This is a genomic window from Micromonospora palomenae, assembly GCF_007829925.1.
GTDB lineage: Bacteria > Actinomycetota > Actinomycetes > Mycobacteriales > Micromonosporaceae > Micromonospora > Micromonospora purpureochromogenes.
Genome location: NZ_VIXA01000003.1, coordinates 370,350 through 393,112, shown reverse-complemented (window position 1 = coordinate 393,112; position 22,763 = coordinate 370,350). Strand labels below are relative to the sequence as shown.

The 22,763-nt window shown below is 73.5% G+C and carries 27 protein-coding genes; 9 read left to right on the top strand and 18 right to left on the bottom strand.

The window, feature by feature from the left end; all coding sequences use genetic code 11:
• Positions 1-19 precede the first annotated feature (19 nt).
• Positions 20-2,080 carry an amylo-alpha-1,6-glucosidase gene (locus tag FHX75_RS22735; RefSeq protein WP_154942366.1) on the bottom strand — a complete coding sequence of 687 codons (2,061 nt, stop codon included), beginning with the start codon at positions 2,078-2,080 and terminating at the stop codon, positions 20-22.
• Positions 2,080-2,451: an SCP2 sterol-binding domain-containing protein gene (locus FHX75_RS22730; RefSeq protein ID WP_154942365.1), complete on the bottom strand. Its 372-nt coding sequence runs from the start codon at positions 2,449-2,451 to the stop codon at positions 2,080-2,082. The genes FHX75_RS22735 and FHX75_RS22730 overlap by 1 nt, the downstream gene beginning before the upstream one ends.
• Before the next feature lie 147 nt (positions 2,452-2,598).
• On the opposite strand from FHX75_RS22730, the gene FHX75_RS22725 reads away from it, so the two are divergent.
• Complete coding sequence (locus FHX75_RS22725; protein WP_154942364.1) at positions 2,599-3,708, top strand: DNA glycosylase AlkZ-like family protein; 1,110 nt, start codon at positions 2,599-2,601, stop codon at positions 3,706-3,708.
• Positions 3,709-3,776: 68 nt separating this feature from the next.
• On the opposite strand, the gene FHX75_RS22720 is transcribed toward FHX75_RS22725, so the two are convergent.
• The 6 genes from FHX75_RS22720 to FHX75_RS22695 all read right to left on the bottom strand — a co-directional run bounded on the left by FHX75_RS22720 (position 3,777) and on the right by FHX75_RS22695 (position 9,408).
• Positions 3,777-4,193: a CBS domain-containing protein gene (locus FHX75_RS22720; protein WP_088960657.1), complete on the bottom strand. Its 417-nt coding sequence runs from the start codon at positions 4,191-4,193 to the stop codon at positions 3,777-3,779.
• 64 nt (positions 4,194-4,257) lie between these two features.
• Complete coding sequence (locus tag FHX75_RS22715; RefSeq protein ID WP_154942363.1) at positions 4,258-4,947, bottom strand: TMEM175 family protein; 690 nt, start codon at positions 4,945-4,947, stop codon at positions 4,258-4,260.
• Positions 4,948-5,044: 97 nt separating this feature from the next.
• Positions 5,045-5,485: a PPOX class F420-dependent oxidoreductase gene (locus FHX75_RS22710; RefSeq protein ID WP_154942362.1), complete on the bottom strand. Its 441-nt coding sequence runs from the start codon at positions 5,483-5,485 to the stop codon at positions 5,045-5,047.
• 189 nt (positions 5,486-5,674) lie between these two features.
• Positions 5,675-6,700, bottom strand: coding sequence for an aspartate-semialdehyde dehydrogenase (locus FHX75_RS22705; protein ID WP_154942361.1), 1,026 nt, complete (start codon positions 6,698-6,700; stop codon positions 5,675-5,677).
• 72 nt (positions 6,701-6,772) lie between these two features.
• A complete protein-coding gene (locus tag FHX75_RS22700) occupies positions 6,773-8,119 on the bottom strand; it encodes a M16 family metallopeptidase (protein ID WP_154942360.1) in 1,347 nt (448 codons plus the stop codon).
• On the bottom strand, positions 8,116-9,408 hold the full coding sequence (locus FHX75_RS22695) for a M16 family metallopeptidase (protein ID WP_154942359.1): 1,293 nt from the start codon (positions 9,406-9,408) through the stop codon (positions 8,116-8,118). Before FHX75_RS22695 ends, FHX75_RS22700 begins: the two co-directional genes overlap by 4 nt.
• A 108-nt stretch (positions 9,409-9,516) precedes the next feature.
• On the opposite strand from FHX75_RS22695, the gene FHX75_RS22690 reads away from it, so the two are divergent.
• Complete coding sequence (locus FHX75_RS22690; RefSeq protein ID WP_154942358.1) at positions 9,517-10,260, top strand: phosphodiesterase; 744 nt, start codon at positions 9,517-9,519, stop codon at positions 10,258-10,260.
• On the opposite strand, the gene FHX75_RS22685 is transcribed toward FHX75_RS22690, so the two are convergent.
• Together FHX75_RS22685 and FHX75_RS22680 are read right to left on the bottom strand one after the other, a co-directional pair.
• A complete protein-coding gene (locus FHX75_RS22685) occupies positions 10,227-10,442 on the bottom strand; it encodes a hypothetical protein (protein ID WP_211364549.1) in 216 nt (71 codons plus the stop codon). The genes FHX75_RS22690 and FHX75_RS22685 overlap by 34 nt on opposite strands.
• Before the next feature lie 62 nt (positions 10,443-10,504).
• Entirely contained in the window at positions 10,505-11,659 is a 1,155-nt protein-coding gene (locus FHX75_RS22680; protein WP_154942356.1) for an alkaline phosphatase PhoX, read from the bottom strand.
• A 305-nt stretch (positions 11,660-11,964) separates the two neighbouring features.
• Here FHX75_RS22680 and FHX75_RS22675 point away from each other — a divergent pair, with 305 nt between their 5' ends.
• The 3 genes from FHX75_RS22675 (at position 11,965) to FHX75_RS22665 (ending at position 13,610) form a co-directional block, all read left to right on the top strand.
• On the top strand, positions 11,965-13,059 hold the full coding sequence (locus FHX75_RS22675) for a 3-deoxy-7-phosphoheptulonate synthase (RefSeq protein WP_154942355.1): 1,095 nt from the start codon (positions 11,965-11,967) through the stop codon (positions 13,057-13,059).
• Between the two features lie 68 nt (positions 13,060-13,127).
• The gene (locus FHX75_RS22670; protein ID WP_154942354.1) at positions 13,128-13,352 is read left to right on the top strand and encodes a hypothetical protein; all 225 of its coding nucleotides are present in this window, start codon (positions 13,128-13,130) and stop codon (positions 13,350-13,352) included.
• 45 nt (positions 13,353-13,397) lie between these two features.
• Positions 13,398-13,610: a hypothetical protein gene (locus tag FHX75_RS22665; RefSeq protein WP_154942353.1), complete on the top strand. Its 213-nt coding sequence runs from the start codon at positions 13,398-13,400 to the stop codon at positions 13,608-13,610.
• 56 nt (positions 13,611-13,666) lie between these two features.
• Here FHX75_RS22665 and FHX75_RS22660 read toward each other — a convergent pair whose 3' ends face one another.
• Genes FHX75_RS22660 through FHX75_RS22650 form a run of 3 tightly spaced genes read right to left on the bottom strand, consistent with a single transcriptional unit; the run spans position 13,667 to position 14,883 of the window.
• Complete coding sequence (locus FHX75_RS22660; RefSeq protein ID WP_154942352.1) at positions 13,667-14,209, bottom strand: DUF1360 domain-containing protein; 543 nt, start codon at positions 14,207-14,209, stop codon at positions 13,667-13,669.
• A gap of 30 nt (positions 14,210-14,239) precedes the next feature.
• Positions 14,240-14,563: a hypothetical protein gene (locus FHX75_RS22655; protein WP_154942351.1), complete on the bottom strand. Its 324-nt coding sequence runs from the start codon at positions 14,561-14,563 to the stop codon at positions 14,240-14,242.
• Entirely contained in the window at positions 14,563-14,883 is a 321-nt protein-coding gene (locus tag FHX75_RS22650; protein WP_154942350.1) for a DUF6158 family protein, read from the bottom strand. Before FHX75_RS22650 ends, FHX75_RS22655 begins: the two co-directional genes overlap by 1 nt.
• A 121-nt stretch (positions 14,884-15,004) precedes the next feature.
• Here FHX75_RS22650 and FHX75_RS22645 point away from each other — a divergent pair, with 121 nt between their 5' ends.
• A complete protein-coding gene (locus FHX75_RS22645) occupies positions 15,005-15,409 on the top strand; it encodes a hypothetical protein (protein WP_154942349.1) in 405 nt (134 codons plus the stop codon).
• A 25-nt stretch (positions 15,410-15,434) separates the two neighbouring features.
• Positions 15,435-15,764, top strand: a complete 330-nt coding sequence (locus FHX75_RS22640; RefSeq protein WP_154942348.1) for a DUF3817 domain-containing protein — start codon at positions 15,435-15,437, stop codon at positions 15,762-15,764.
• Positions 15,765-15,782: 18 nt separating this feature from the next.
• On the opposite strand, the gene FHX75_RS22635 is transcribed toward FHX75_RS22640, so the two are convergent.
• On the bottom strand, positions 15,783-16,310 hold the full coding sequence (locus FHX75_RS22635) for a DUF6232 family protein (protein WP_154942347.1): 528 nt from the start codon (positions 16,308-16,310) through the stop codon (positions 15,783-15,785).
• 492 nt (positions 16,311-16,802) lie between these two features.
• Between FHX75_RS22635 and FHX75_RS22630 the strand changes: the two genes are divergently transcribed.
• On the top strand, positions 16,803-17,780 hold the full coding sequence (locus FHX75_RS22630) for a C40 family peptidase (RefSeq protein WP_154942346.1): 978 nt from the start codon (positions 16,803-16,805) through the stop codon (positions 17,778-17,780).
• 72 nt (positions 17,781-17,852) lie between these two features.
• Here the strand turns inward: FHX75_RS22630 and FHX75_RS22625 are convergent, their stop codons facing one another.
• The 3 genes from FHX75_RS22625 to FHX75_RS22615 all read right to left on the bottom strand — a co-directional run bounded on the left by FHX75_RS22625 (position 17,853) and on the right by FHX75_RS22615 (position 21,156).
• Positions 17,853-18,842, bottom strand: a complete 990-nt coding sequence (locus tag FHX75_RS22625; protein WP_211364548.1) for a sigma-70 family RNA polymerase sigma factor — start codon at positions 18,840-18,842, stop codon at positions 17,853-17,855.
• A 452-nt stretch (positions 18,843-19,294) separates the two neighbouring features.
• Positions 19,295-20,245: an N-acetylmuramic acid 6-phosphate etherase gene (gene murQ, locus FHX75_RS22620; protein WP_154942344.1), complete on the bottom strand. Its 951-nt coding sequence runs from the start codon at positions 20,243-20,245 to the stop codon at positions 19,295-19,297.
• On the bottom strand, positions 20,242-21,156 hold the full coding sequence (locus FHX75_RS22615) for a MurR/RpiR family transcriptional regulator (protein WP_154942343.1): 915 nt from the start codon (positions 21,154-21,156) through the stop codon (positions 20,242-20,244). Before FHX75_RS22615 ends, murQ begins: the two co-directional genes overlap by 4 nt.
• Before the next feature lie 159 nt (positions 21,157-21,315).
• Here FHX75_RS22615 and FHX75_RS22610 point away from each other — a divergent pair, with 159 nt between their 5' ends.
• Positions 21,316-22,008, top strand: a complete 693-nt coding sequence (locus FHX75_RS22610; RefSeq protein ID WP_154942342.1) for an SDR family NAD(P)-dependent oxidoreductase — start codon at positions 21,316-21,318, stop codon at positions 22,006-22,008.
• On the opposite strand, the gene FHX75_RS22605 is transcribed toward FHX75_RS22610, so the two are convergent.
• Positions 21,993-22,718, bottom strand: a complete 726-nt coding sequence (locus FHX75_RS22605) for a dTMP kinase (protein ID WP_154942341.1) — start codon at positions 22,716-22,718, stop codon at positions 21,993-21,995. The two genes, FHX75_RS22610 and FHX75_RS22605, sit on opposite strands and share 16 nt — an antisense overlap.
• Between the last annotated feature and the right edge of the window lie 45 nt (positions 22,719-22,763).

The following is a 22,763-nucleotide window of genomic DNA, read 5'->3' as shown; positions in this document are numbered from 1 at the left end:
AGAGCAGGCGGAACGCGGCTCACTCGGCCAGTTTCTCCAGGTCCAACCGGCCCCGGGCGAAGGCGTCCACCCGACCCCACCGGCCCGGGATGTCCAGCACCTCGATCCGCCCCATGCCCACCGGTAGCATCGGCTCGACCGCCAGGTGCCCCTCGTGCGGCTCCAGCCCGAGCATGGTGCGCAGCAGCAACAGCGGGGTGCCGGTGGACCACGCCTGCGGGCTGCACGCGGTCGGGTACTCCACCGGGAACTTGGTCTGCTCCCGGGGATAGCCGCCGAACGCCTCCGGCAGCCGCCCGTTGAAGTACCGGGCGGCGTCGAGGATCCCGCTGGCGATGGTGGCGGCCTCCTCGTTGAAGCCGTACCGGCGCAGGCCCCAGGCGATGAAGGAGTTGTCGAAGGGCCAGATCGTGCCGTTGTGGTAGCCGATCGGGTTGTACCGAACCTCGCCCTCGGCCAGGGTGCGCACACCCCAGCCGGAGAAGAGCCGGGGACCGACCAGGTGGTGGGCGATCTTCTCGGCCCGGTCCTGGTCGACGATTCCGCTCCACAGCAGGTGCCCGATGTTGGAACTCAGCGTGGCGCACTGACGCCCCTCCGGGTCGAGGGCGAGGGCGTAGTACTCGCCGTCCTCCACCCACCAGTCCCGGTTGAACCGCTCCTTGAGCTGCGCCGCCTCCTGCTCCAACTGGTCGGCGTACGCCGGGTCGTCCCAGAACTCCCGGGCCAGCCGGGCGGCGCGGAGCTTCGCGTCGTACGCGTAGCCCTGCACCTCACAGGTGGCCCGGGGGAACGGCGGCAGGGTGCCGTCGCGGTACTGGATCGAGTCCCAGGAGTCCTTCCAGCACTGGTTCTCCAGGCCGGTCTCGGTGTTGCGCCGCTCGTACCAGATGTAGCCGCTGCCGACCAGGTCGGCGTAGTCGTCGACCCACTTGAGCGCGGCCCGGCACTCGCGTTCCAGCTCGCGTACCAGGGCGACGTCGCCGCTCCACTTCTCGTACTCGTCGAGCAGGATCACGAAGAGCGGCGTGGCGTCGACCGACCCGTAGTACGGCGAGTGCGGCTGCTCCTCGAAGGCGGCGGTCTCGCCGTAGCGCATCTCGTGCAGGATCCGGCCCGGGTCCTCGTCCCGGAAGTCGTCGAACCGGGTGCCCTGCAACGCGCCGAGGATGCGCAGCGTGGTCTTGGACATCTCGGGGGCGAACGGCAGCACCTGCAGGCAGGTCAGGATGCTGTCCCGCCCGAACATCGTCATGAACCAGGGCAGGCCGGCCGCGGGCAGGGCCTGGCCACCGAGGGACAGCGGCGAGAAGCGCAGCGCCGCCAGGTCGATCAGACTGCGCCGGTAGGTCGACGCCAGGTCCGGGTGCTCGCTGTTGACCTTGGGAGCCTTGGCCACCCACTCCTGGAGGTCGTGCTGGAGGGCGAGCCGCTCGGTGCCGTGCGCCCGCACACCCATCCGCAGGTCCCGACCGCCCGGGCCGAGTGCAGACGTGTCCACCTGGATGGCGGTGTCCCACTGCTCGTTGGGCTCCAGGTGGACGCTGAACGCGAACCCGTTCTTGTCGTAGCGGGCCGGGCGGGACGCCGAGATCACCGTCTCCCGCCGGAAGTTGCCCCGCCGGTAGCCCAGGCGCAGCCGGTCCGCCTCCACCTCCGTGTAGATCTCGCCCTTCTTGTTCAGGATCTCGTCCTTGACCTGGAACAGGTCGGCGAAGTCGGAGCCGGCGTCCATCCGGATCTCCAGGTCCACCGGCTTCTCGTCGTGGTTGAGGATGGTCACCTGCTCCCGGAAGCTCCCGCCCACGGCGCGCTCCCGGATGATCGACAGCTTGGCGTCGATGTAGTGGGTGGCCATGCCGGGCACCAGGAAGAACCGCGCCTCGTAGTACTGCAGGTCGTCGTAGGAGAGCGCGTTGAGCCGCTCGCCGTTGACCGTCAGCACCCACTTCGACAGGAAGCGCGTGTCGAGGGAGAACAGGCCGGTCGGTTCGCTCGGCGTCGCCTCGATGTCGCCGGTGTCCTCGGAGACGACGAAGGTGTTGCCGTCCAGGATGCGGATCGTGTTGCTCTGCGCCATCAGCGGGCCTCCCTGCGGAATTCGTGACGGGGGCCGCTGGAGGTGACAGGACCCGGGAAGATCCGTTCCACCTGGAGCAACAGTCGCGGGTTGCCCGAGACGGTCATGTCGCCCCGCAGCACCGCGGCGATCGCGTTCTCGCGGCCCGCGACCATGTCCCCGAAGAACTCCGGACTGGTGCCGATCACCGTGTCCGCCTCCCGGTCCTCCTGGTTCACCCGGAGCCTGCCCCGGTCGATCTGGAGCAGCCAGTGCGTCGTCTGCGCCCCCTCGTGCAGGTCGAAGCGCAACGTCCCCGAGGTCTTGTCCAGCAGGGGCTCGTAACCCCGCCGGTCGAGATCGTCGAAGAACCTCGTGGTCGGGTCCACCATCCACTCCCCCCGTCGATCCACGGCATCACGACGTACGCCGACCGGGTCCCCCTCCGGCACGCCGTCAACCTCGCCCGGATCGGGTGAGTCCGGGCGAGCGTCGTACCGGCGCAGTAGCCTGCTCGACGGACGACGACGGGAGGGCCGATGGCGGCGGTGCCGACGGTCGACCGCGGCCGGGTGCTGGCTCACCGGGCCGCGGCGCAGCAGCTCGACCGGCCCGGGCTGCGCCCGGCCGACCTGGCGGTGCTCGACCTGGGCGTGCAGGACACTCCCTACGGCTCGGCCCGGCTGGCGCTGGCCGCGCGCGGTGCCGCCGACCTCGACGACGACCGCCTGGAGCTGGTCTGGGCCGCCCGGGGAGCGCCGCACCTGCACCGACGCGCCGAGCTGACCGGGCTGGCCGCCGCGCTCTGGCCGCTCAGCGACGCCGACGCCGCGCGCCGGGTGGCCGGGCGGATCCGCGCCGGGGTGACGAAGCTCGGCACGGTCGCCTTTCAGCGCACCGCGCAGGCCTTCCGGGAGGTGGTCACCACCGCCATGGATAAGGGCGCGGTGAGCCGGGCGGTCACCGATCGCATCCCCGCCGAGCTGAGCTACGACTGCGGGCCGTGCGCGGCGCGGCACGTCTCCGGGTCCCTCTTCCAGCAGGCCGGGCTGGCCGGCGGCGTCCGGCTGGAGGTGTCCGGGCGGGGGGCCCGGCTGGCGCCGCTGGCCGACCGGCCGACCCTGCCCACGCGGGCGGCGGGCACGGCGGGCCTGGTGCTGGCGTACCTCCGCCTGCTCGGGCCGGCCACCGTGGCGGACGTGGCCGGCTTCCTGGGCACCTCCGCCACCGAGCTGCGGGCGGTGTGGCCGGCGGCCGAGCTGACCGAGGTCCGGGTGGACGGCCGGCGGGCGTGGCTGCCCACCGACCGACTGGACGCGCTGCGCGGCACCGAGCCGCTGGACGGCGTCCGCCTTCTGCCGACCGGCGACCCGTTCCTGCAGGCGCGGGACCGGAACGTCCTGGTCCCCAACCCGGCGCACCAGCGAGAGCTGTGGCGGATGCTCGGCAACCCGGGCGCGCTGCTGGTCGACGGCGAGATCAGCGGCAGCTGGCGGGCCCGGCAGTCCGGTCGGGGTCGGCTCGACCTGACCGTCACCCCGTTCACCCGGCTGTCGGCTCGGGCCGGCGAGCGGATCGAGGCGGAGGCCGAGACGGTACGACTGGCCCGTGCGGCGTCCGTCGTGACGGTTCGGGTGGAGTCCGCCTGAGGGCACCCCGGGCAGGACGGACGCCGGCCCCCCGAGGGGAGCCGGCATCACGACCCGCGGCGGACCGGTCAGTTGTTGGGCTCGTCGGCGCTGATGTCGGCCAACACCGACTGCGGCTCCCGCTCGACCGCCAGGTCACCCATCGACACCAGGCCGACCAGCTTGCCGTCGTCGATCACCGGCAGCCGGCGGACGGCGTAGGTGCGCATCAGGTCGGCCGCGGCGACTGCGTCGTCGTACTGGCTGACCGTCACCACGTCCTTGCTGGTGACCTGGTTGAGCCTGGTGGTGTTCGGATCCATGTTCTCGGCCACCGCACGGACCGTGATGTCCCGATCCGTGACGATGCCGACCACGTCGTCTCCCGCGGTCACCACCACGTCGCCGATCGCGCTGTCGCGCATCTCCTGCGCCGCCGCGGTGAGCGTGTCGTTGCCGTCCATCGTCACCAACCGGGTCGTCATGAACTCTCCGACCGTTGTCATGGTGCTCCCCTCTCGGTGTCGGCAGGCCCCGTCTACCCGCCACGCCGCAGCAGGTAACGCGTGCTCACCGGTGCCGCCGCAGCCGCCGCCGCAGGTCGTAGAAGCCGTTGCTGGACAGCGCGTAGAACAGCGGCAGCAGCAGGAAGATCACCAGCGCCACCGGCACCGCGCCAAGCAGGCCGACCAGCGCGGCGACCGCGTACCCGCCGATGCCGAGCACCGCCCGACCGCGTTCGACGGCGAAGAACCGGGCCGGGACGCGCTCCTGCAACAGGTCCTCGTGCCGGCTGAGGTAGTGGTAGAGCCCGAGCCAGGCGGCGGAGAGGATCATCCCGACCGCCGCGTACAGCACCACCGCCACCGTCTCGTCGGCCCGGTCGCCGGCCTGCACCGACCGGGAGACGACGACCGTGGCGAACGGCAGCAGCGCGGTGCTGAAGAGCACCCCGAGGTTCCACCAGTGCAGGCCGCGATCGGTGCTGCGGATGCGGTGGAAGGTGCCCTTGTGGTTGAGCCAGCCCACCGCGACCCAGAGGTACGACGTCACGTACGCCAGGTAGGTGGGCCACTGTTCGAGCAGGAGGTGCCCCATGCCGCCGGGGTGCACCTCGGGCGGGTTGAGCTCCAGGACCAGCACCGTGATGATGATCGCGAAGACGGCGTCGCTGAACCCGACGGCCCGTGCGGTGTCCGACCGCAGCGCCGCCTCCTCCTGCGCCGCGACCGGTCCCGGTCGTGCCTGCTCGGCGCCCATCGGCTCCCCCGTTCCCGCCGGCCGTGCGGTCGCCGGCGTTACGCAGGAGCCCGGTATACCCGCCGGGCCGCCGCCACACCGCCGCCCCGACGGCCTCCTAGCCGGGCGGGGGCATGCCGTAGAGCCGCTCGACGTGCAGCCGCAGCACGAGGCGCCGCTCGGCGACCATGGCGGCGCGGAAGTCGTCCCAGTCGGGGTGTTCGCCCTGCACCGCCCGGTAGAGCCCGATCAGTTCCTCGACGGTGGGGTCGTCCGGTCCGGCCGCCACCGGGGTCAGCTCGGCCCGCGCCTCCGCCACCGCGTACGCCCAGCCGTCGTCGCTGCTGACGTGGAAGCTGGCCCGGGGGTCGCGGCGCAGGTTGGCGGTCTTGGCCCGGCCGTCGGTGACCGAGACCCGGATCAGCGCACGCTCGCGGTCGAAGGCGTAGAGCACGTTGGACAGCTGTGGCCGGCCGTCCCGTTTGATGGTGGCGAGCACGCCGACCCGGCGGCCGGCGATGAGATCGGTCAGGGCCGCTCGGGTCCGTTCGTCCGCCATCAGATCCTCCGCGTCGACGTCGGCGTGGTACGCCGCGCGGGCGACACACCTGAGAGGCACCAATATGCCCGTCCGGCGGGTCGCCCGCACCCGGATCGACCGGTCCCGCCGTGCCCGCCCGGGCCGGCCCGCCCACCGGACCGCCGCACCGGCCGGCGGTGGGCCGGACCGGCACGGCGGGCGGGCCGCTCAGCGGAGTTCGGCGGCGACCAGCTCGGCGATCTGCACCGCGTTCAGCGCGGCGCCCTTGCGCAGGTTGTCGTTGGAGCAGAACAGCGCCAGGCCGTGCTCGACGGTCTCGTCGGCGCGGATCCGGCCCACGTACGTCGGGTCCTGGCCGGCGGCCTCCAGCGGGGTCGGTACCTCGGACAGGGCCACGCCGGGCGCGCCGTCGAGCAGCTCACGGGCCCGCTGCGGGGTGAGCGGCCGGGCGAACCGGGCGTTGATCTGCAGCGAGTGACCGGTGAAGACGGGCACCCGGACGCAGGTGCCGGAGACCTTCAGCCCCGGGATGTCCAGGATCTTGCGGCTCTCGTTGCGCAGCTTCTGCTCCTCGTCGGTCTCGAACGAGCCGTCGTCGACGATCGCGCCGGCGAGCGGGAGCACGTTGAAGGCGATCGGCCGGGCGAAGGAGCGCGGCGTGGGGAACTGCACGGCGGCACCGTCGAAGGCGAGCGCGCTGGCGTCCTCGGCGACCTTGCGGACCTGCTCGTCCAGCTCGGCGACCCCGGCCAGGCCGGCCCCGGAGACCGCCTGGTACGTCGAGACGACCAGGCCGACCAGCTCCGCCTCGGCGTGCAGCGGGCGCAGCACCGGCATGGCGGCCATCGTGGTGCAGTTCGGGTTGGCGATGATGCCCTTCGGGCGGACGGCGGCGGCGTGCGGGTTGACCTCGGCCACCACCAGCGGCACCTCCGGGTCCATCCGGAACGCCGAGGAGTTGTCGATGACCACGGCGCCGGCGGCGGCGACCCGGGGGGCGAGCTCCTTCGCGGTGCCCTTGCCCGCCGAGAAGAGCACGATGTCCAGCCCGGAGTAGTCGGCGGTCGCCGCGTCCTCGACCGTCACCTCGCCGTCGCGCCAGGGCAGCGTGCGCCCGGCCGACCGGGCGGAGGCGAACAACCGCACCTGCTCCGCCGGGAAGTCGCGCTCCGCCAGCACCTGCCGCATCACGCCACCGACCTGGCCGGTGGCTCCCACAATGCCGATCCTCATGCCCGCGAGGCTACCCAGGCGGCCGGTCCGGGCGGGAATGCTTTCCCACCGCCCGGACCGGATTCGCCCCGATCAGAGCGTGGCGTCCGTCACCTCGCCGAGCCCGGTCGCGATGAGTTCGTCGCGGATCACCGCCGCGTCGCCCTCCACCACCAGGGTCAGCGACTCCGGGTGCAGGTGGGCGGCGGCCGCGGCGGAGACCTCCGCCACGTCGGCGGCGAGCAGCGCCTCCCGCAGCCGGGCGTGGTAGTCGTCCGGCAGGTCGTGCACCACCAGGGTGGTCAGCGCCGACGCGATCGCCCGCGGGCTCTGCAACTCGACCGACAGCTGGCCGGCCCGCCAGGAGCTGGCCACCGCCAGCTCGTCGGCGGTCACCCCGCCGACCTGGGTACGGGTGATCTCCCCGACCGCCTCCACCAGGGCCGGCGCGGTCACGGCGTTCTGCACGCCGGAGCTGACCGCGAACCGGCCGAAGCGGCGCGACGAGGCGAAGTCGCCCCGGATGCCGTACGTGTAGCCGCGCACCTCCCGGATCAGGTGGTTGAGGCGGGAGGTGAACGCCCCGCCGAGCACCGTGCCGGCGAGCGTCATCGGCACGTGGTCCGGGTGGGCGCGGTGCGGCGACGGGTGCCCGAGCCGCAGCGTGGACTGCACCGAACCGGGCCGGTCCACCAGGAGGATCCGCCGCCCGGTGTGCAGCGGCACCTCGATCGGGCCACCGCGTTCGGCCGGGCCGCCGCCGGTGCCGGCGAACGCCGCCGCGGCGAGTGCGTCCAGGTCGAGGCGGTCCAGGTCGCCGGCGACGATCAGCGTGCCGGGCCGCAGGAACCACTCCGAGTGGAAGACGGTGACGTCCTCGACGTCCAGCGCGGCCACCGAGTCCGGGTCGCCGTACATCGGGCGGCCCCACCGGTTGTCGGCGCCGAAGAGGTCGGCGCGCAGCGCCGCGTCGGCGCGCGGGCCGGGGTTGGCCCAGTCCATCCGCAGCGCGGTCGCCTCGTCGTCGCGGACCCGGCGCACGTCGTCGGGGTCGAGCCGGGGCGTACGGACCGCCTCGGCGAGCAGCTCCACCGCCGCGCTCAACCGGTCCACCGGGACCTGCACGCTGACCTGGAAGGAGTCCCAGTCCAGCCCGGTCACCAGCTCGGTGCCGAGCCCCTCGACGGCGAGCGCGAAGGTGGTGGCGTCCCGCTGGGCGGTGCCCTCCTCCAACGCCTTGGCCAGCACCCCGCCGAGCCCCTCCTTGCCGACCGGTTCGCGGCCGGCCCCGGCGTCGAGCAGCAGCACCGCCACGGCGAGGTTCTGCCCGGGCAGGTGCGCGGCGACGACCCGGCCGCCGGCTACCTCCCGGCGGACCACGGCGGGGAACCGGTACGGGCGGGGGGTGCCCGCGCCGGGACGGGCGGCGATCAGCGTCATGGGGTCTCCTCCGGCAGGTAGGTCAGGGTCACCCGGTCGTCGGCGCCGAGCAGCTCGGCGGCCTGCTCGGCGATCTGGTCGGCGGTCACCGCCAGCCAGGCCGGCAACCGCTCGGCGGCCTTGGCCGGGTCGCCGAACTGGGTGGCGTACCGGCCGAGGGTGTCCGCCCGGCCGTCCACCGTGGCCATCTGCCGCCACCAGGCGGTGCTCAGCAGCGCCTTGGCGCGGTCCAGCTCGGCGTGGGTCACCGGCACGGTGGCCAGCTCGTCGACCACCTCGGCGACCCCGGCGGCCAGCCGCTCGGCGCCCACCCCGGGGCGGGCGGTGGCGGTGGCGATCAGCGGCGCCGGGGCGTGCGCCAGGTCCACTCCGTACGCCCCGACCAGGTCCGGCTGGGCGATCCGTTCCCCGTCCGCGAGGCGCTGGTAGAGGCGGCTGCCCCGGCCGCTGCCGAGCACCGCGGCGAGCACGGTGGTCACGTCGTACCCGGGGGTGCCGAAGGGGTGGGTGCGGTGCGCGACGTACACCCGGGGCGCGGGGACGTCGCTGGTGACGGTCTCGACGGCGGGCCGACCGGTGGCCGCGACGGTCCGGCCGTCCGGCGCGGCCGGGATCTCCTCGCGCAGGGGGATCGCGCCGAAGTACTTGTCGGCGAGCGCGAAGACCTCGGCGGCGGAGGCGTCGCCGACGACGGTGAGGACCGCGTTGTTGGGCGCGTAGTAGGTGGTGTGGAACGTCTGGAAGGTGGCCAGGTCGGCGGCGTTCAGGTCGGCCATCGAGCCGATCGTCGCGTGGTGGTACGGGTGGCCGGGCGGATACAGCAGCGGCAGCAGCCGCAGCCAGGCGTCGCCGTACGGCACGTTCTCGTAGCGCTGGCGGCGCTCGTTCTTCACCACGTCGCGCTGGTTGTCCAGCGTCTCCTGGGTGAGCGCCGGGACCAGGCCGCCCATCCGGTCGGCCTCCAGCCAGAGCGCCAGCTCCAGGTGCTCGGCCGGGACCGTCTCGAAATAGTTCGTCCGGTCCGGGTTGGTGGTGGCGTTGAGGGAGCCGCCGGAGCCCTGGATCAGCTTCATGTGCTCGGTCTTGGCGACGTTGAGCGAGCCCTCGAACATCAGGTGCTCGAAGAGGTGGGCGAAACCGGTCTGCCCCGTCGGCTCGTGCCGGGAGCCCACGTCGTACCAGAGGTTGACCGCCACCGCCGGAGCGGTGCGGTCCTCGCTCACCACCACGCGCAGGCCGTTGTCCAGTCGGGTCGTCTCGATGGGCCAGGGGTAACCGCTGTCGGGCATGACCCGACGCTATCCGATCTCCGGGGCGGAAAGGGGACAGCTCATCCGTCGGCGAGCCCACCCGGCGCGGCGGGCATCTACCGGGCGGCGCGGGGTACCGCAGAGGGCATGCCGACCCCCTCGGAGTCCGTCGCCGCCGGCGCGGCCGTCGCCGTCGCCGGGGCCGCCGCCGTCCTGACCCGCTGGCGCCGGGCCCGCCTGCTGCACCCGACCGGCCGCTCGTTCACCGCCGAGGTGATGATCTGGGGTACGCCCGGACCGCCGACCGGCGTCGCGCTGCTCGACGAGCCGGGCCGGCACCGCGCCACCGTGCGGTTCTCCCGCGGCGTGCCCACCCCGGACGGCTGGCCGGACGTGCTGGGCCTGGCGGTCCGGCTGCACCTGGCCGACGCCCGGGCGTTCGACCTGCTGGTCAGCTCCAGCGGGGCCGCCCCGGTGCTGCGCAACGTGCCGCTGCCCCGGCGGCGCTTCGCCGGGACGTACAGCACGATCATGCCGTTCCGGGCCGGGACGCGGCGGCTGTGGCTGGCGGCGCTGGCCGACCCGGACTCCCCCGACCTGGGCCGGACTCTGGCCGAGGTGGCCGCGGCGACCAGGGCGGACGCCCCGCGACTGGTGCTCGCGGTCGCGTCCGCCGTCGGGCCGTGGCGGCCGTTCGGCCAGGTCACCCTCGGCGGGCAACTGGACGCCCGGACGGACGCCGCGCTGGCCTTCGACCCGGTACGGAACCTGCCGGCGGGCCTGCGGGCGGTGGGTCCGCTCGCCTGGTTGCGCGAGCAGACCTACCGGGGTTCCCGCCGGGCCCGGGGGGCGGTCGATCAGTCGGGGGGCTCGATCGGGGTCACGGTCTGATCGGAGGTGCGGTGCTCCAGCACCGTGTCGGGGGCGGCGTTGCGGTCCTCCTCCCGGATGTCGGACTCGGTGAGGATCGCGTCGGCCTGCGCCTGCGGGTCGTCGCTGCCGACCGCCGCCTCCTCGGGCAGCAGGTGGGCCCGGGACTCCACCCGTTCCTGGTCGCTCTGCTCGTGGCTCATGCCGAGCCTCATACCCCGCCGGCCCGCCCGACACGCCACAAGATCGCCCGTGGGCCGGAGGCTCAGCGGAACGGGCCGCGCACCTCGTAGGTGATCCCGCCGGAGGAGGAGCCGGCGGTGCCGCGCTGAGACGAGAAGTAGAGCCGGCTGCCGTCCGGGGAGAACGCCGGACCGGTGATCTCCGACGAGGACTGCCCGGTGATCCGGACGAACGGCGTGACCACCTCATCCGGGGTGATCAGATTGATTTCCATGTTGCCGCCGTCCTCCGCGACGTAGAGGTCGCCGGAGCGGGAGCCGGTGATGTTGTCCACCCCGGTCAGCGGCGCCGCGCCGCCGGTCACCAGCGAGTCGTCGTACGCCAGGTCGATCCGCTGGTTGACCGCGTCGTACGCCCACACCCGGTTGTCGCCCTTGGTGGTGAACCAGCAGGTGCCGTCGGCGTACCAGCAGCCCTCGCCGCCGTTGAACTTCTTCGCGCCGGACACCTGCTGGCGGGTGTAGGTCGGCGAGCCGTCCGGGTCGGGCACCCGCGCCCAGCTCACCGGGCCGCTGGTGGCGGTGCCGGCGACCAGCACCTCCAGGGTGCCGGCGGAGAGGTCGCCCCAGACCGTGGGACGGAACCGGTAGAAGCAGCCGCTGGTCTCGTCCTCGGTCAGGTAGATCACCTGGCGGACCGGGTCGGCCGCCGCCGCCTCGTGGTTGAAGCGGCCCAGCGCCGGCCGGCGCACCGCGGCCCGGCCGCCCTGCGGGTACGTCTCGTAGACGTAACCCCGGCTGACCTCCTCGCAGGAGAGCCAGGTCCCCCACGGGGTCGACCCACCGGCGCAGTTGCGGCTGGTGTTGGACAGGATCCGGTATGCCGAGGCGATCGTGCCGTCGGCGTTGAACCGGATCGCCGAGGCGCCGCCGGTGGTGGCGATCTCCGAGTTCGAGACGTAGATCCAGCCGGTGCCGGCGGCGAAGCAGGCGCCGCCGTCCGGGGCGTCGTGCCAGGTGTACGACGTGCCGGCCACGACCTGCCGGGACCGGGCGACGATCCGGCTGGTGAAGCCGGCGGGCAGCTGGAGGCCACGGGCGTCGGCGGCGCCGAGCGGCCCGTACGGGCCGACACCCGGCTGGGCGGGGGCGGCGAGCGCGGCGCCGGACCAGAGGCTGCCGGCGAAGGCGGCGGCCCCGCCGGCAGCGGTGGCGCGCAGGACGGTACGACGGTCCATCGGTTACCTCCGGAGGGTGCGAGCGGTGCCGATGAAATTACCCCTGGTTGCATCGACGGAAGTAAACATCGGACGAGACTTTCCGGACGCCCCGGTGAGCCTTGCCCGTCCGGTCGGGTACGCTGGCCGACGTGACGCGCTCGTATCGATGGTTTAGGCAGCCGGCTCCGACGCCGGTGACCTCGCCATGAGCTGACGTCACCGTCGTTTTCGAGCCGGCCGGGCAGGAGCTTCCGCTCCTGCCCTTCTGCGTACGAGCAGCCGGCTCCACCCGGGCACCGGCCCCGGGCACGGTCGGCGAAAGGATGCCCACCGTGACCACCCCGGAGACCGACGCGGTCATCGACCAACGGATCGACCGCGTCGTGCCGTTGACCACGCCCGCCCTGCTTCTGCACGACCTGCCCCTGCGCGCCCCGCTCGCCTCGGCCGTGCTGGCCGGCCGACGCGCGGTCGGCCGGGTGCTGGACCGCGCCGACGACCGCCTGCTGGTGGTGGTCGGCCCCTGCTCGGTGCACGACCCGGCCGCCGCCCTGGAGTACGCCCACCTGCTGCGCGAGGCCGCCGACCGGCACGCCGACGACCTGCTGGTGGTGATGCGGGTCTACTTCGAGAAGCCGCGTTCCACGGTGGGCTGGAAGGGCCTGATCAACGACCCGGCGCTGGACGGCTCCGGCGACGTCAACCTCGGCCTGCGGACCGCCCGGGCGCTGCTGCTGGACGTGCTCCGGCTCGGCCTGCCGGTGGGCTGCGAGTTCCTGGACCCGATCACCCCGCAGTACATCGCCGACACGGTGGCCTGGGGCGCGATCGGCGCCCGCACGGTGGAGAGCCAGGTGCACCGGCAGCTCGCCTCCGGGCTGTCCATGCCGATCGGCATGAAGAACCGCCCGGACGGCAGCATCGGCACGGCGGTGGACGCGATCCGGGCGGCTGGTGTGCCGCACGTCTTCCCCGGCATCGACGTCTCCGGCACCCCGGCGATCATGCACACCCGGGGCAACGCCGACGGGCACCTGGTGCTGCGCGGCGGCGGCGACCGGCCGAACTACGACGCGGAGTCGGTGGCGGGCGCGCTGGACCTGCTGCGGGCCGCCGGCCTGCCCGAGCGGTTGGTGGTCGACGCCAGCCACGCCAACAGCGGCAAGGACCACCGCAACCAGCCGAAGGTCGCCGCCGACGTGGCCGCCCAGCTCGCCGCCGGGCAGCGCGGGATCGTCGGCATCATGCTGGAGAGCTTCCTGCTCGAAGGCCGCCAGGACCTGGACCCGACCCGGGAGCTGACCTACGGCCGCTCGGTCACCGACGCCTGCATCGGCTGGGACACCACCGCCGAGGTCCTGGACCACCTGGCCGCCGCCGTGCGCGCCCGCCGGGCGGCCCTGCCCACCCCCGCCTGAGCGGGTGTCGGGCGACCCGACAGCCTCTGCGCGGGTTTGGGCGATTCGGGTGGGGGTAGCTGGGCGGAGTGACCGATGACGCACCGGTGACCGACGAGGTCGACACCCGGCAGCTCGACGAGCTGCTCGACGACATCTACCACGGCCAGGAGCGGATCAGCCAGGCGGACATCTACCGCCGGGCGGTCGCCGCGGAACTGCCGCCGACGCTGCTCTCCCGGATCGCCGCGCTCCCCCAGGGCGAGTACGCGGCGGACGAGGCGGCCGACCTGCTGGGCGGGTCGGTGGCCTGAGCGCGCGGCGCACGGGGTGGACGAGGACGACGAGAGGACGACGGCATGACGCACCACGAGGGGCACGAGCACGAGTCCGTGCCGGCGCTCGGCCAGCCGCCGGAGGGCCGGGACACCACCCCCGAGCCGGACTTCGCCAACGAGCACGACCGCACCGCGGTCGACCGCGACGTGATCACCGACGAGGACGCCGACGAGCGTGAGCCGGAGGCGTCGCGCGGCTGGGCCGGCGAGGATGGCGGCACCACCCCGACCTGAGCGGGACGACGCGAAAGGGGGCCGGCGCACCGCCGGCCCCCTTCGCGCGTACGAATTCACTTTTCGTCCGGGTCCCCGCCCTCGGCGGCCCGCTGGGCGACGGCGTACCCCATCTGGAGGAAGTCCGAGGCGGCGACCGCGGTCAGCGCGGTGGCCACCAGCCGGGTCAGCCGGGGCGCGAGCACCAGGCCGCCGGTGAGGCCGGTGGCGACCCAGACGGCCAGGCAGAACGGGCAGCTCAGCAGCTCGCCGATGGCGTGCCGCGTCGAGCTGCCCCGGTCGCGGACGTGTTCCATCACCTCGCCGCTGCCGATCGGGTGGTCGTAGCGGGTGAACGGGGCCCGCAACGGGCTGGTGATCGCGTCCTTGGAGAGCAGCCGGCTGAGCTTGTGCGTGGCGATGGAGAGCAGCACCACGTCGGCCGGGGCGGGCCGGTCCGGCACCGGCTTGCCGGTCGCCCGCACCAGGCCGGCCAGGGACGCGGTGACCGTGGCGTACGTGCCCATCGCGGCCAGGTAACCGCCCAGCGGCCGGTACTCGTGCGGCGCGTACGCCTGGCGCAGCCGCGCCACCTTCTGCTTCAGGCCGCCCTGGGTCACCACGTCTCCTCGTTGTTCGTCACGTTCCGCTCATCCCGCGGTCAGGTTGTCGGCCACCTCGCGGGCGAGGTTGGCCAGGGTCTCGTCGGCCAGGCCGTCGTCCCCGCCGGTGAGGTCGAGGCGGACCCGGGACCCGCCGGCGTCAGCCGGCTCCACCTGGATCTCCGCCGCCCACCCGGGGGCGACGTCGCTGCTCCACCGGGCCCGCAGGTCGTCGGCGCTGGCCTGGGGGCGCTCCCCACCGTCGGACCGCAGCGGCTCCGGCAGCCAGGCCGAGGCCCGGTCCGGGTCGGTCGCGGTGTTGAACACCACCTCGGGCGGCGCGGACATCCCCCGCTCGACGCGCGTGCCCATCAGGCGTCCCGCAGCCGGCTCGGATCCACCTCGCGCCCCGGGTGCCGGGCCAGGTACTCGGTCTCCAGCTCGGCGGTGCGGCGCAGGTGGTTGGCGAGCGCGGAGTCGGCCGCGTGGCGCAACGTGTCCAGCCGGGTGCGGTGCAGGCTCTGCAGCTCCCGGATCAGGTCCTCGTCGTCCAGCTCCGCCGGGTCCACCCCGAGCAGCTCTCCGTCGACGTGCGCGCCGGAGGCCGACGTGTCGCGGGCGTGGTCGCCGTCCCACTCCGTCATCCGCTGCTCCGGGCTGACGTCACCGGACTGGCGTACTGATTCGGTCATGTCGCCCCCTCGGGCTCGTTCGGGCTGGCATCTAGACGGATGCCCAGCCGGGGTGTCACCAAACCCTCCTACCTACGACACCGCGTCGGAGACGCCCGGCCGTCCCGGTACGCTCGATGCCATGAAGCGGCTCTGGACACCGGCGTGGATCGCCCGCCACGTGGCCATGGTCGTGCTGGTCGTCGGGTTCCTGGCGCTGGGCTGGTGGCAGATCAGCCGGGCGGCCTCGGGCAACACGCTGAGCTGGGCGTACGCCGTGGAGTGGCCGATCTTCGCCGGCTTCGTGGTCTTCGTCTGGTGGCGTGAGGTCCGGCACACGCTGCGCGGCCCGGCCGCCGCCGCTCCGGAGACGGTCGGTGACCCCGCGCCGGATCCGGGCGCCCCGGCGGTACGCCGCCCGGTGCGGGTGGCCCGGGTGCCGGCCGCGGTCGACGCCCCGGACGACGCGGACCTGACCGAGTACAACCGCTACCTGACATGGTTGAACGCCAATCCGGGCGCGAGGCCCGGCGACTATCCCGGCTGAGGCCGGTGCGGAAGGACGGACGACGGTGGGCGGAGCCCTTACCCGGTACCGCGTGATCGCCTGGATCGTGGGCGTGGCGCTGGCCGTGCTGGTGCTGATCGGCATGCCGCTGAAGTACGCGTTCGACGAGCCGATCGTGGTGGCGGTCGTCGGCACCGCGCACGGCTGGCTCTACATGCTGTACCTGGCCGCCACCTTCGACCTGGGCCGCCGGGTGAACTGGCCGCTCAAGCGGATGCTGCTGGTGATGCTGGCCGGCACGGTGCCGTTCGTGTCGTTCGTCGCCGAGCGCAAGGTCACCCGGGAGCTCATCGCCCGGCAGCCGCAGGCCCCGGAGCCGGTCGCCGCGCGCTAGGCCCGTGCGGGCGGCGACCTAGGCCCGTCGGGGCTGCGGTCGCCAGTAGCCGACCGCGGCGGCCGGGTCCTCCGCGTCGGGATACCGGTGCAGCTCCCGGGCCCGGTTCAGCGCCCGGCTGACCTGGCCGAACTGCCGCTCGTCGTCGCTGCTGAACAGCAGCATCTCGGCACCGCCGCAGTGCCCCCACAGCTCGTACGCCGGCGGCCGCCAGCGGTCGCCGGCCAGCGCCAGGAGCACCGGCAGCAGGAACACCACCCCGAGGGTCAGGTACGCCCCGGCGGTGAGCCGTTGCAGCCCGCCGGTGAAGCCGAGCAGCACGCCGACGCCGGTGATCAGGGTGGCGGTCACCGCGACGGCGCGCACGGCCAGCCGGTCGTGCGGCCCGCGCCCCACCCGCAGGTGGGTGAGGTCGGCGACGGCGAAGGTGTTCCGACCGACGGTGAACCGTTCGGTGGTCACCACGATCCCCGGGCGCGCGTAGAGCAGGGTCGTCCCGCGCGACGAGCGCGGCGGGCGGGTGGCGGAGCGGTCTGCCTGCTGCACGGCGTCCTCCCAGGGGCCGGCGGCGTCGGCTCTCCCACCGTCCCGTGCCTGCTCACGGCGGGATTCCCGGCACCGGGTTCCATTCTGTTGCCCGCCCGCCAGCCGTGCCGGTCGGATTTCCGCCTCCGCCGCGCACGGCGGATCAGGCCCGCCCGCATCTGGCATCCATTTCGGGTTTGTCCGGCGATCGTCCCTCACGTGCCACGACATCCGCCCAGAACGACGAATCCGGCGCAAGCGGCCAAGAGCGACGAAGCACCCGCGACACGCCGTACGCCACGCCACAACGGCGTCAGGGGATGTCACGCTGCGCAGCGGCCTTTCCTGCCCCTTTGCCAACTTTCGCCCCGGCTTCCCCTGCGCGTCACTCCCGTCCCGGGTTACGTTGGGCGGGCCGGCGCGGTCGGCCGCCATCCGTCCGGATGGCCCCGAGCCGGTGCCGTCGGGGGCGTCAGCATCCCCCGAGGGCCCGTGGAGAGGAGCCTTCCGCTCTTGTCGTCCTTACGGATGCTGGTGCGAACGCTCACGGTCGCCGGCCTCACGGCCGCGCTGATCGCCCCGTCGTCGGTGGCTCGGGCCGAGCCGTCGGTGGCCGAGCTGACCGCACGGATCGAGAAGTCCTCGACCGAGCTGGAACGGGTCGTCGAGTCCTACAACAAGCTCAACGAGGAGATCAAGGCCAACAAGAAGACCGCGGCCGCGCTGCACGCGCGGATCGGCCCGCTGGAGGAACAGACCGCGCGGAGCCGGGCGGACGTCGGGCAGATGGCCGTCACCGCATACAAGACCGGCGGCCTGCGGACCGCGCAGGCGCTGCTGGAACCGGGCGGGTCCGCCTCCCTGCTGGACCGGCTCAGCACGATCGACCGGCTCACCCGGGAACGCCAGGACCGCATCGCCGGTTTCACCACCAGCCAACGCAAGCTGGTCGACGAGAAGAACCGGCTGGACGCGACGCTGGCCCGGGAGGCCGCACAGGCGCGCAGCATGGCGAACACCAGGAAGAAGATCGAAGGTGACCTGGCCCGCCTCTACGAGCTGCGCCGGGAGGCGTACGGCCGGGCCACCGAGGCGCCGAGCCCACGGCCGGCCGCCCGCTCCGCCCCCGACGCACCCGCCGTGGCGGGCAGCGCGGGGGTCGCCGTGCGCTACGCGTACGGGGCGATCGGCAAGCCGTACGTCTGGGGCGCCGACGGTCCCAACGGTTACGACTGTTCCGGCCTCACCTCGGCCGCCTGGCGGGCGGCGGGCCGGTCCCTGCCGCACAACACCCGGATGCAGTGGGGCGTGGTGACCCACATCGGCCGCAGTGATCTGCGCCCGGGAGACCTGGTCTTCTACAGCGGCCTGGGCCACATGGCCCTGTACGTCGGTGGCGGCCAGATCATCGACGCGCCCAGCGCCGGGCGCAACGTGCTCAAGCGGGACATGGACATCATGCCGATCCAGGGCTACGGCCGGGTCCGCTGAGGTCGCCCGAACACGGCGAACGGCCGGCGTCCCCCTATCGGACGCCGGCCGTTCGCCGTCATTACTACCAGGTCAGGCTGCCTGCAGCCCTTCGGCGCGGGCCAGCTCGCGGAGCCGGCCGAGGGCCTGGATCTCCAGCTGGCGGATCCGCTCCCGGGAGAGCGAGAAGCGCGACGCGACCTCGGTGAGCGAGTGCTCCCGACCGTCCTCGAGCCCGTACCGGGCCCGCATGATGCCGGCCGACCGGTCGTCGAGGTGGTTGAGCAGACCCTCGATCCGCTGCCGCTCCAGGCCGGTGAGGACGATCTCCTCCGGCGACGGGGCGTCGCTGTCGGCGACCAGGTCGCCGAGCTTGGTGTCGCCGTCGTCGCCGACCGGGGTGTCCAGCGACACCGTGTCCTGCGACCAGCGGACCAGCTCGTTGACCCGCTCGACGGTGACGCCGAGGGCCGCCGCGATCTGCTCCGGCTCCGGATCGCTGCCCAGCTCACGGGTGAGCTGCCGGGCCACGTTGCGCATCCGGTTGACGTCCTCGACCAGGTGCACCGGCAGCCGCACGGTCCGCTCCTGCTGGGCGATCGCCCGGCTGATGGCCTGACGGATCCACCAGGTCGCGTACGTCGAGAACTTGTAGCCACGCTCGTAGTCGAACTTCTCCACCGCGCGGACCAGGCCGGTGTTGCCCTCCTGGATCAGGTCCAGCATGGGCATCCCGGACCGGACGTAGCGGCGGGCGATCGAGACGACCAGCCGCAGGTTGGCCCGGATGAAGAGATCCTTGGCGCGCTCGCCCTCGACGACCAGGCGCTCCAGGTCGTCCCGGTCGACGCCCTCGGGGACGCGGTCCTCGCCGAGCAGGTGCTCGGCGTACAGGCCGGCCTCGATGGCCTTGGAGAGGTCGACCTCCTTGGCGGCGTCCAGCAGCGGCGTCCGGGAGATCTCGTGAAGGTAGACGCCGACCAGGTCGCGCTCCTCGGCGACCTCGTCGGTCCGCATGCCGATGTTCTTGTCCACGTTGCCCACGGTCCCCTCGCTCGCGCCGGTTGCCCGGTTCCTTGCCATCCCCACGTCCATCGGCCCTCCCCCGTAACCTCCGCTGTGCCCGTCGGTGCTGACACCTACACAACAGATGAGACGTGTCGGGGATTCCATGTCGTGAGTCGAAAGTGTCACGAATGCCTGAGTATCAGCTGTAAGCCACGTCCACGTTTGCTGTCAGCGCCCATTCGGGGCTCACTGACTCCGCACCACGAACAGGCTGGCGGATCAGGGGAAATCGACCTCCGCCCCTGGCAATCGCACCATTGCGACCCCAACGACGCAGCGACCCTCGTCACCGCCCGGCTGCGATCCTGGTCACTGCCAGATACGCGCCGGTGTACCGGTCGGTTCATCCGCTCCGGGATTGATTACCCCGCGCCCTGGACAACAATCCGGGGCGTGCGGGACGTCCCATCCGCGACGTGTTCCACGTCTCACCCGGCCGTGGGCGGACCGGGGGGCGGCGGAGGGGGTCAGGAGGCGAGCAGGGCGAGCGCGCCGCGCACCTGGTGCGCGCTGCGGGCCAGGGCCGCCCGGGCGGCGGAGACCTCGGCCCCGGAGACCAGCGAGACCAGGGCGGTCTTGAGATCGCCGGCGGCCTCGTGCAGGGCCCGCCGGCAGATCTCCTCCGAGCAGTTGGTGGCCTCCATCAGGATGGAGATCATTCGCCCGCGCAGCTTCGCGTTGGTGGCCACCATGTCGATCATGAGGTTCGAGTAGACCCGGCCGAGGCGCACCATCACGGCCGTGGAGAAGCTGTTCAGCACCAGCTTCTGCGCGGTGCCCGCCTTCATCCGGGTCGACCCGGTGACCACCTCCGGTCCCGTGTCCACCCCGATGAACACGTCGACCGAGGAGGCGGCCTGCGCCTCCGGGTTCGCACAGAGCAGCACCGTGGCGGCACCCTGCGCCCGGGCTGCGGCGAGCGCCCCGAGGACGTACGGGGTGCGCCCGCTGGCCGCCAGGCCGACGACCAGGTCGCCCGGCCGTACGCACTCGGCCGCCTCGGCGGCGCCGCCCCGCTCGTCGTCCTCGGCGTCCTCGACCGCGCGCAGCATCGCGTCCGGGCCGCCGGCCAGGTGGGCGCAGAACCAGTCCCGCGGGGAGTTGAAGGTGGGGGCCAGTTCGGCGGCGTCGAGCACCCCGAGCCGGCCGGAGGTGCCGGCGCCGAAGTAGTGCACCCGGTGCCCGCCGCGCAGGGCGGCCACGGCCAGGTCGACGGTCGCGGCGATCTCGTCGAGGACGGCCGCGACGGCGGCCGGCACCCTGCGGTCGGCGTCGTTGATGACGGTGAGCACGTCCCGGGTCGACATCAGGTCGAGGTCGGCGCTGTCCGGGTTGCGACGCTCGGTCGGGGCGCCCACCCGGACCACCGGTCGGGCCACGGTCGCCGCCTCGTCCGGCTCCACCCGACCGGCGGTCACCCGCGCCTCCGCCCCGGGCCGACCCGGTGCGACTGGACCGCCTCGGCGGTCGCCTCCAGGGCCTTGCGGGCGCGCGCCCGGTTGCGCGCGGCCACCCCGACGAAGAGCACGTCGACGACGGTGAGCTGGGCGAGCCGGCTGGCCATCGCGCCGGAGCGGTAGGTCGTCTCGCGGGCCGCGGTGGTGAGCACGAAGTCGGCCACCTCGGTGATGGGCGAGCGGGGGAAGTTGGTCAGCGCGACGGTCGCGGCGCCCCGCGCCCGGGCCTGCTCCAGCACCTCGATGACGTCGGAGGTGGTGCCGGTGTGCGAGATGCCGACGGCGACGTCGCCCTTGCCGAGGAGCGCGGCGGAGGTCAGCGCGGTGTGGATGTCCGGGAAGTAGAAGGCGGTGCGGCCGATGCGGTGCAGCTTCTGCTGGAAGTCCGAGGCGACGAAGCCGCTGGCCGCGGCGCCGTAGACGTCGATGCGGCCGGCGGCGGCGATGGTGTCGACCACCCGCTCGCAGACCGCCGGGTCGAGCTGTTCGGCGGTCTCCTCCACGGCCCGGGCGTCGTTGAACGCGATGGTGGCGATGATCTGCGCCAGGTCCGCGCCGGGCGGGATGTCACCACCGACGACCCGGGCGTCCGGCGGCTCGATCCGGCGGGCGGCCTCGGCGGCGAGCCGGATCCGCAACTGCGGGTAACCGTCCATGCCGACCGACCGGCAGAACCGGATGACGGTGGCCTCGGATGTCTCTGCGGCGGTGGCGAGATCCGTGATGGTCCGCCGCGCGGCGTCGGCCGGGTCGGAGACGACCAGCCGGGCCACCCGCTGCTCGGCGGGCGACAGCGAGGGGAGCAGGCCGCTGATGTGGACGATCAGCCCACCCGGCTCGTGACTCGCAGAAATCTTCGTACTCTTCGCCACGGATGAAACTTACTTTCATGAACGGTGGCCCGTCAACCATCACCGCGCGTATCCGACAACAAGTATCCCCCGCGCGCGTCACGTTCCGGCAGCGTGTGCGGTCACCGCCGCATCACGCTTGCGTCCGCCGCGGTCGAACACCACGCTACGGTGTCCCGCATGGCGGATCGCAGCGTGCTGGTCACCGGCGGAACGGGCGGACTCGGCGGGGCGGTCACCGCCGCCTTCGTCCAGGCGGGCTGGCGGGTGGTCGTACCCCAGCGGGAGAGCGCCACCGGGGCGGGGCCGGCGGCGTCCGGCCCGGTCCGGGTGACCGCGGACCTGATGGACCCGGCGGGCGTCGACCGGGCCGTGCGGGCCGCCGCCGACGACGACGCCGCGCCGCTTCGCGCGGTGGTCAACCTGGTCGGCGGGTACGCCAGCGGCGGCCGGGTGCACGAGACCCCGGTCGAGGAGTTCGAGCGGATGCTCTCGATCAACCTGCGGCCCACCTACCTGATCACCCAGGCGGCACTGCCGCACCTGATCGCGGCCGGCGGGGGCGCGGTGGTCTGCGTCTCGTCCCGGGCCGCGCTCGCGCCGTTCCCCGGGGCGGCGGGGTACGCCACCGCCAAGGCGGCCGTGCTCGCCTTCGCCAACGCGGTGGCGGTCGAGTACCGGGCCTCCGGCGTCCGCTGCAACACGGTGCTGCCCAGCGTGATCGACACCCCGGCGAACCGGGCCGCCCAGCCGGGTGCCGACCACCGCCGCTGGGTGACCCCGGCCGAGATCGCACCGGTGGTCCGCTTCCTCGCCTCGGACGACTCCGCGCCGACCAGCGGCGCGGCCGTCCCGGTCTACGGGCGGGCCTGAACGGGCGACCGCCCCGGGATCGCCGCGGCGACCGGCCGGTCGGCGGCCGACGCGTCGACGGCCGGCGGGTTGACCTCGGACGCTAGCCAGGCCGCCAGGTGGGCGCGGATGCGCCGCTCCACGTCCTCCGGCGGACCGCCGGCGTCGACCAGCACGAAGCTCGGGTACTCGGGCAGGGTGCGGTACGCGGTGTCGGCGGCGGTCAGCCAGCCCATCGTCTCGTGGTCGTCGCCGCGCCGCTCGATCCGCCGGTACGCCTCCGCCGGGTCCACGGTGAGCAGGAAGGTGACCTGCGGGGGCGGGAAGACCCGGTAGCCGATCCGGGCCAGCCGTTCCCAGCGCTGCCCGCCGTGCGCGCGGATGCTGGCGTACTGGCAGGCGGAGTAGCGGTCCATGACGGCCGTGCGGCCGGTCACCAGGCAGCTCAGCAGCGCGGCGGCGATCGCCAGCCAGCGCAGCACCGACTCCACAGCCAGCACGCCGTTGCGCCCCACCAGGCGCTGCGCGTCGGGACGGCCGAGCCGGTTGGCGAGCCGGCCGAGCCAGCGCCGGCCGCCGGCGTTGCGGTGGTAGGTGGCGGGCCGGCCGGCCGCGGTGAGTGCGTCGGCGAGCCGGTGCGCCTGGGTCGTCTTGCCCGAGCCGTCAATGCCGATCAGGGCGACCCGGCGAAGTCGGGCCGTGCCGCCGGTCGCCCGCAGTGATCTGGCCACCTTGCACAGGTTATCCGACCGGCGCTCGCCTCCCGGCGGTTTGCC

Bases quoted from the DNA above. Each gene is read 5' to 3' on its own strand.
- FHX75_RS22735 (WP_154942366.1), bottom strand. From the start codon at position 2,080: ATGGCGCAGAGCAACACGATCCGCATCCTGGACGGCAACACCTTCGTC.
- FHX75_RS22730 (WP_154942365.1), bottom strand. From the start codon at position 2,451: ATGGTGGACCCGACCACGAGGTTCTTCGACGATCTCGACCGGCGGGGT.
- FHX75_RS22725 (WP_154942364.1), top strand. From the start codon at position 2,599: ATGGCGGCGGTGCCGACGGTCGACCGCGGCCGGGTGCTGGCTCACCGG.
- FHX75_RS22720 (WP_088960657.1), bottom strand. From the start codon at position 4,193: ATGACAACGGTCGGAGAGTTCATGACGACCCGGTTGGTGACGATGGAC.
- FHX75_RS22715 (WP_154942363.1), bottom strand. From the start codon at position 4,947: ATGGGCGCCGAGCAGGCACGACCGGGACCGGTCGCGGCGCAGGAGGAG.
- FHX75_RS22710 (WP_154942362.1), bottom strand. From the start codon at position 5,485: ATGGCGGACGAACGGACCCGAGCGGCCCTGACCGATCTCATCGCCGGC.
- FHX75_RS22705 (WP_154942361.1), bottom strand. From the start codon at position 6,700: ATGAGGATCGGCATTGTGGGAGCCACCGGCCAGGTCGGTGGCGTGATG.
- FHX75_RS22700 (WP_154942360.1), bottom strand. From the start codon at position 8,119: ATGACGCTGATCGCCGCCCGTCCCGGCGCGGGCACCCCCCGCCCGTAC.
- FHX75_RS22695 (WP_154942359.1), bottom strand. From the start codon at position 9,408: ATGCCCGACAGCGGTTACCCCTGGCCCATCGAGACGACCCGACTGGAC.
- FHX75_RS22690 (WP_154942358.1), top strand. From the start codon at position 9,517: ATGCCGACCCCCTCGGAGTCCGTCGCCGCCGGCGCGGCCGTCGCCGTC.
- FHX75_RS22685 (WP_211364549.1), bottom strand. From the start codon at position 10,442: ATGAGCCACGAGCAGAGCGACCAGGAACGGGTGGAGTCCCGGGCCCAC.
- FHX75_RS22680 (WP_154942356.1), bottom strand. From the start codon at position 11,659: ATGGACCGTCGTACCGTCCTGCGCGCCACCGCTGCCGGCGGGGCCGCC.
- FHX75_RS22675 (WP_154942355.1), top strand. From the start codon at position 11,965: ATGCCCACCGTGACCACCCCGGAGACCGACGCGGTCATCGACCAACGG.
- FHX75_RS22665 (WP_154942353.1), top strand. From the start codon at position 13,398: ATGACGCACCACGAGGGGCACGAGCACGAGTCCGTGCCGGCGCTCGGC.
- FHX75_RS22655 (WP_154942351.1), bottom strand. From the start codon at position 14,563: ATGGGCACGCGCGTCGAGCGGGGGATGTCCGCGCCGCCCGAGGTGGTG.
- FHX75_RS22650 (WP_154942350.1), bottom strand. From the start codon at position 14,883: ATGACCGAATCAGTACGCCAGTCCGGTGACGTCAGCCCGGAGCAGCGG.
- FHX75_RS22645 (WP_154942349.1), top strand. From the start codon at position 15,005: ATGAAGCGGCTCTGGACACCGGCGTGGATCGCCCGCCACGTGGCCATG.
- FHX75_RS22625 (WP_211364548.1), bottom strand. From the start codon at position 18,842: ATGGCAAGGAACCGGGCAACCGGCGCGAGCGAGGGGACCGTGGGCAAC.
- FHX75_RS22610 (WP_154942342.1), top strand. From the start codon at position 21,316: ATGGCGGATCGCAGCGTGCTGGTCACCGGCGGAACGGGCGGACTCGGC.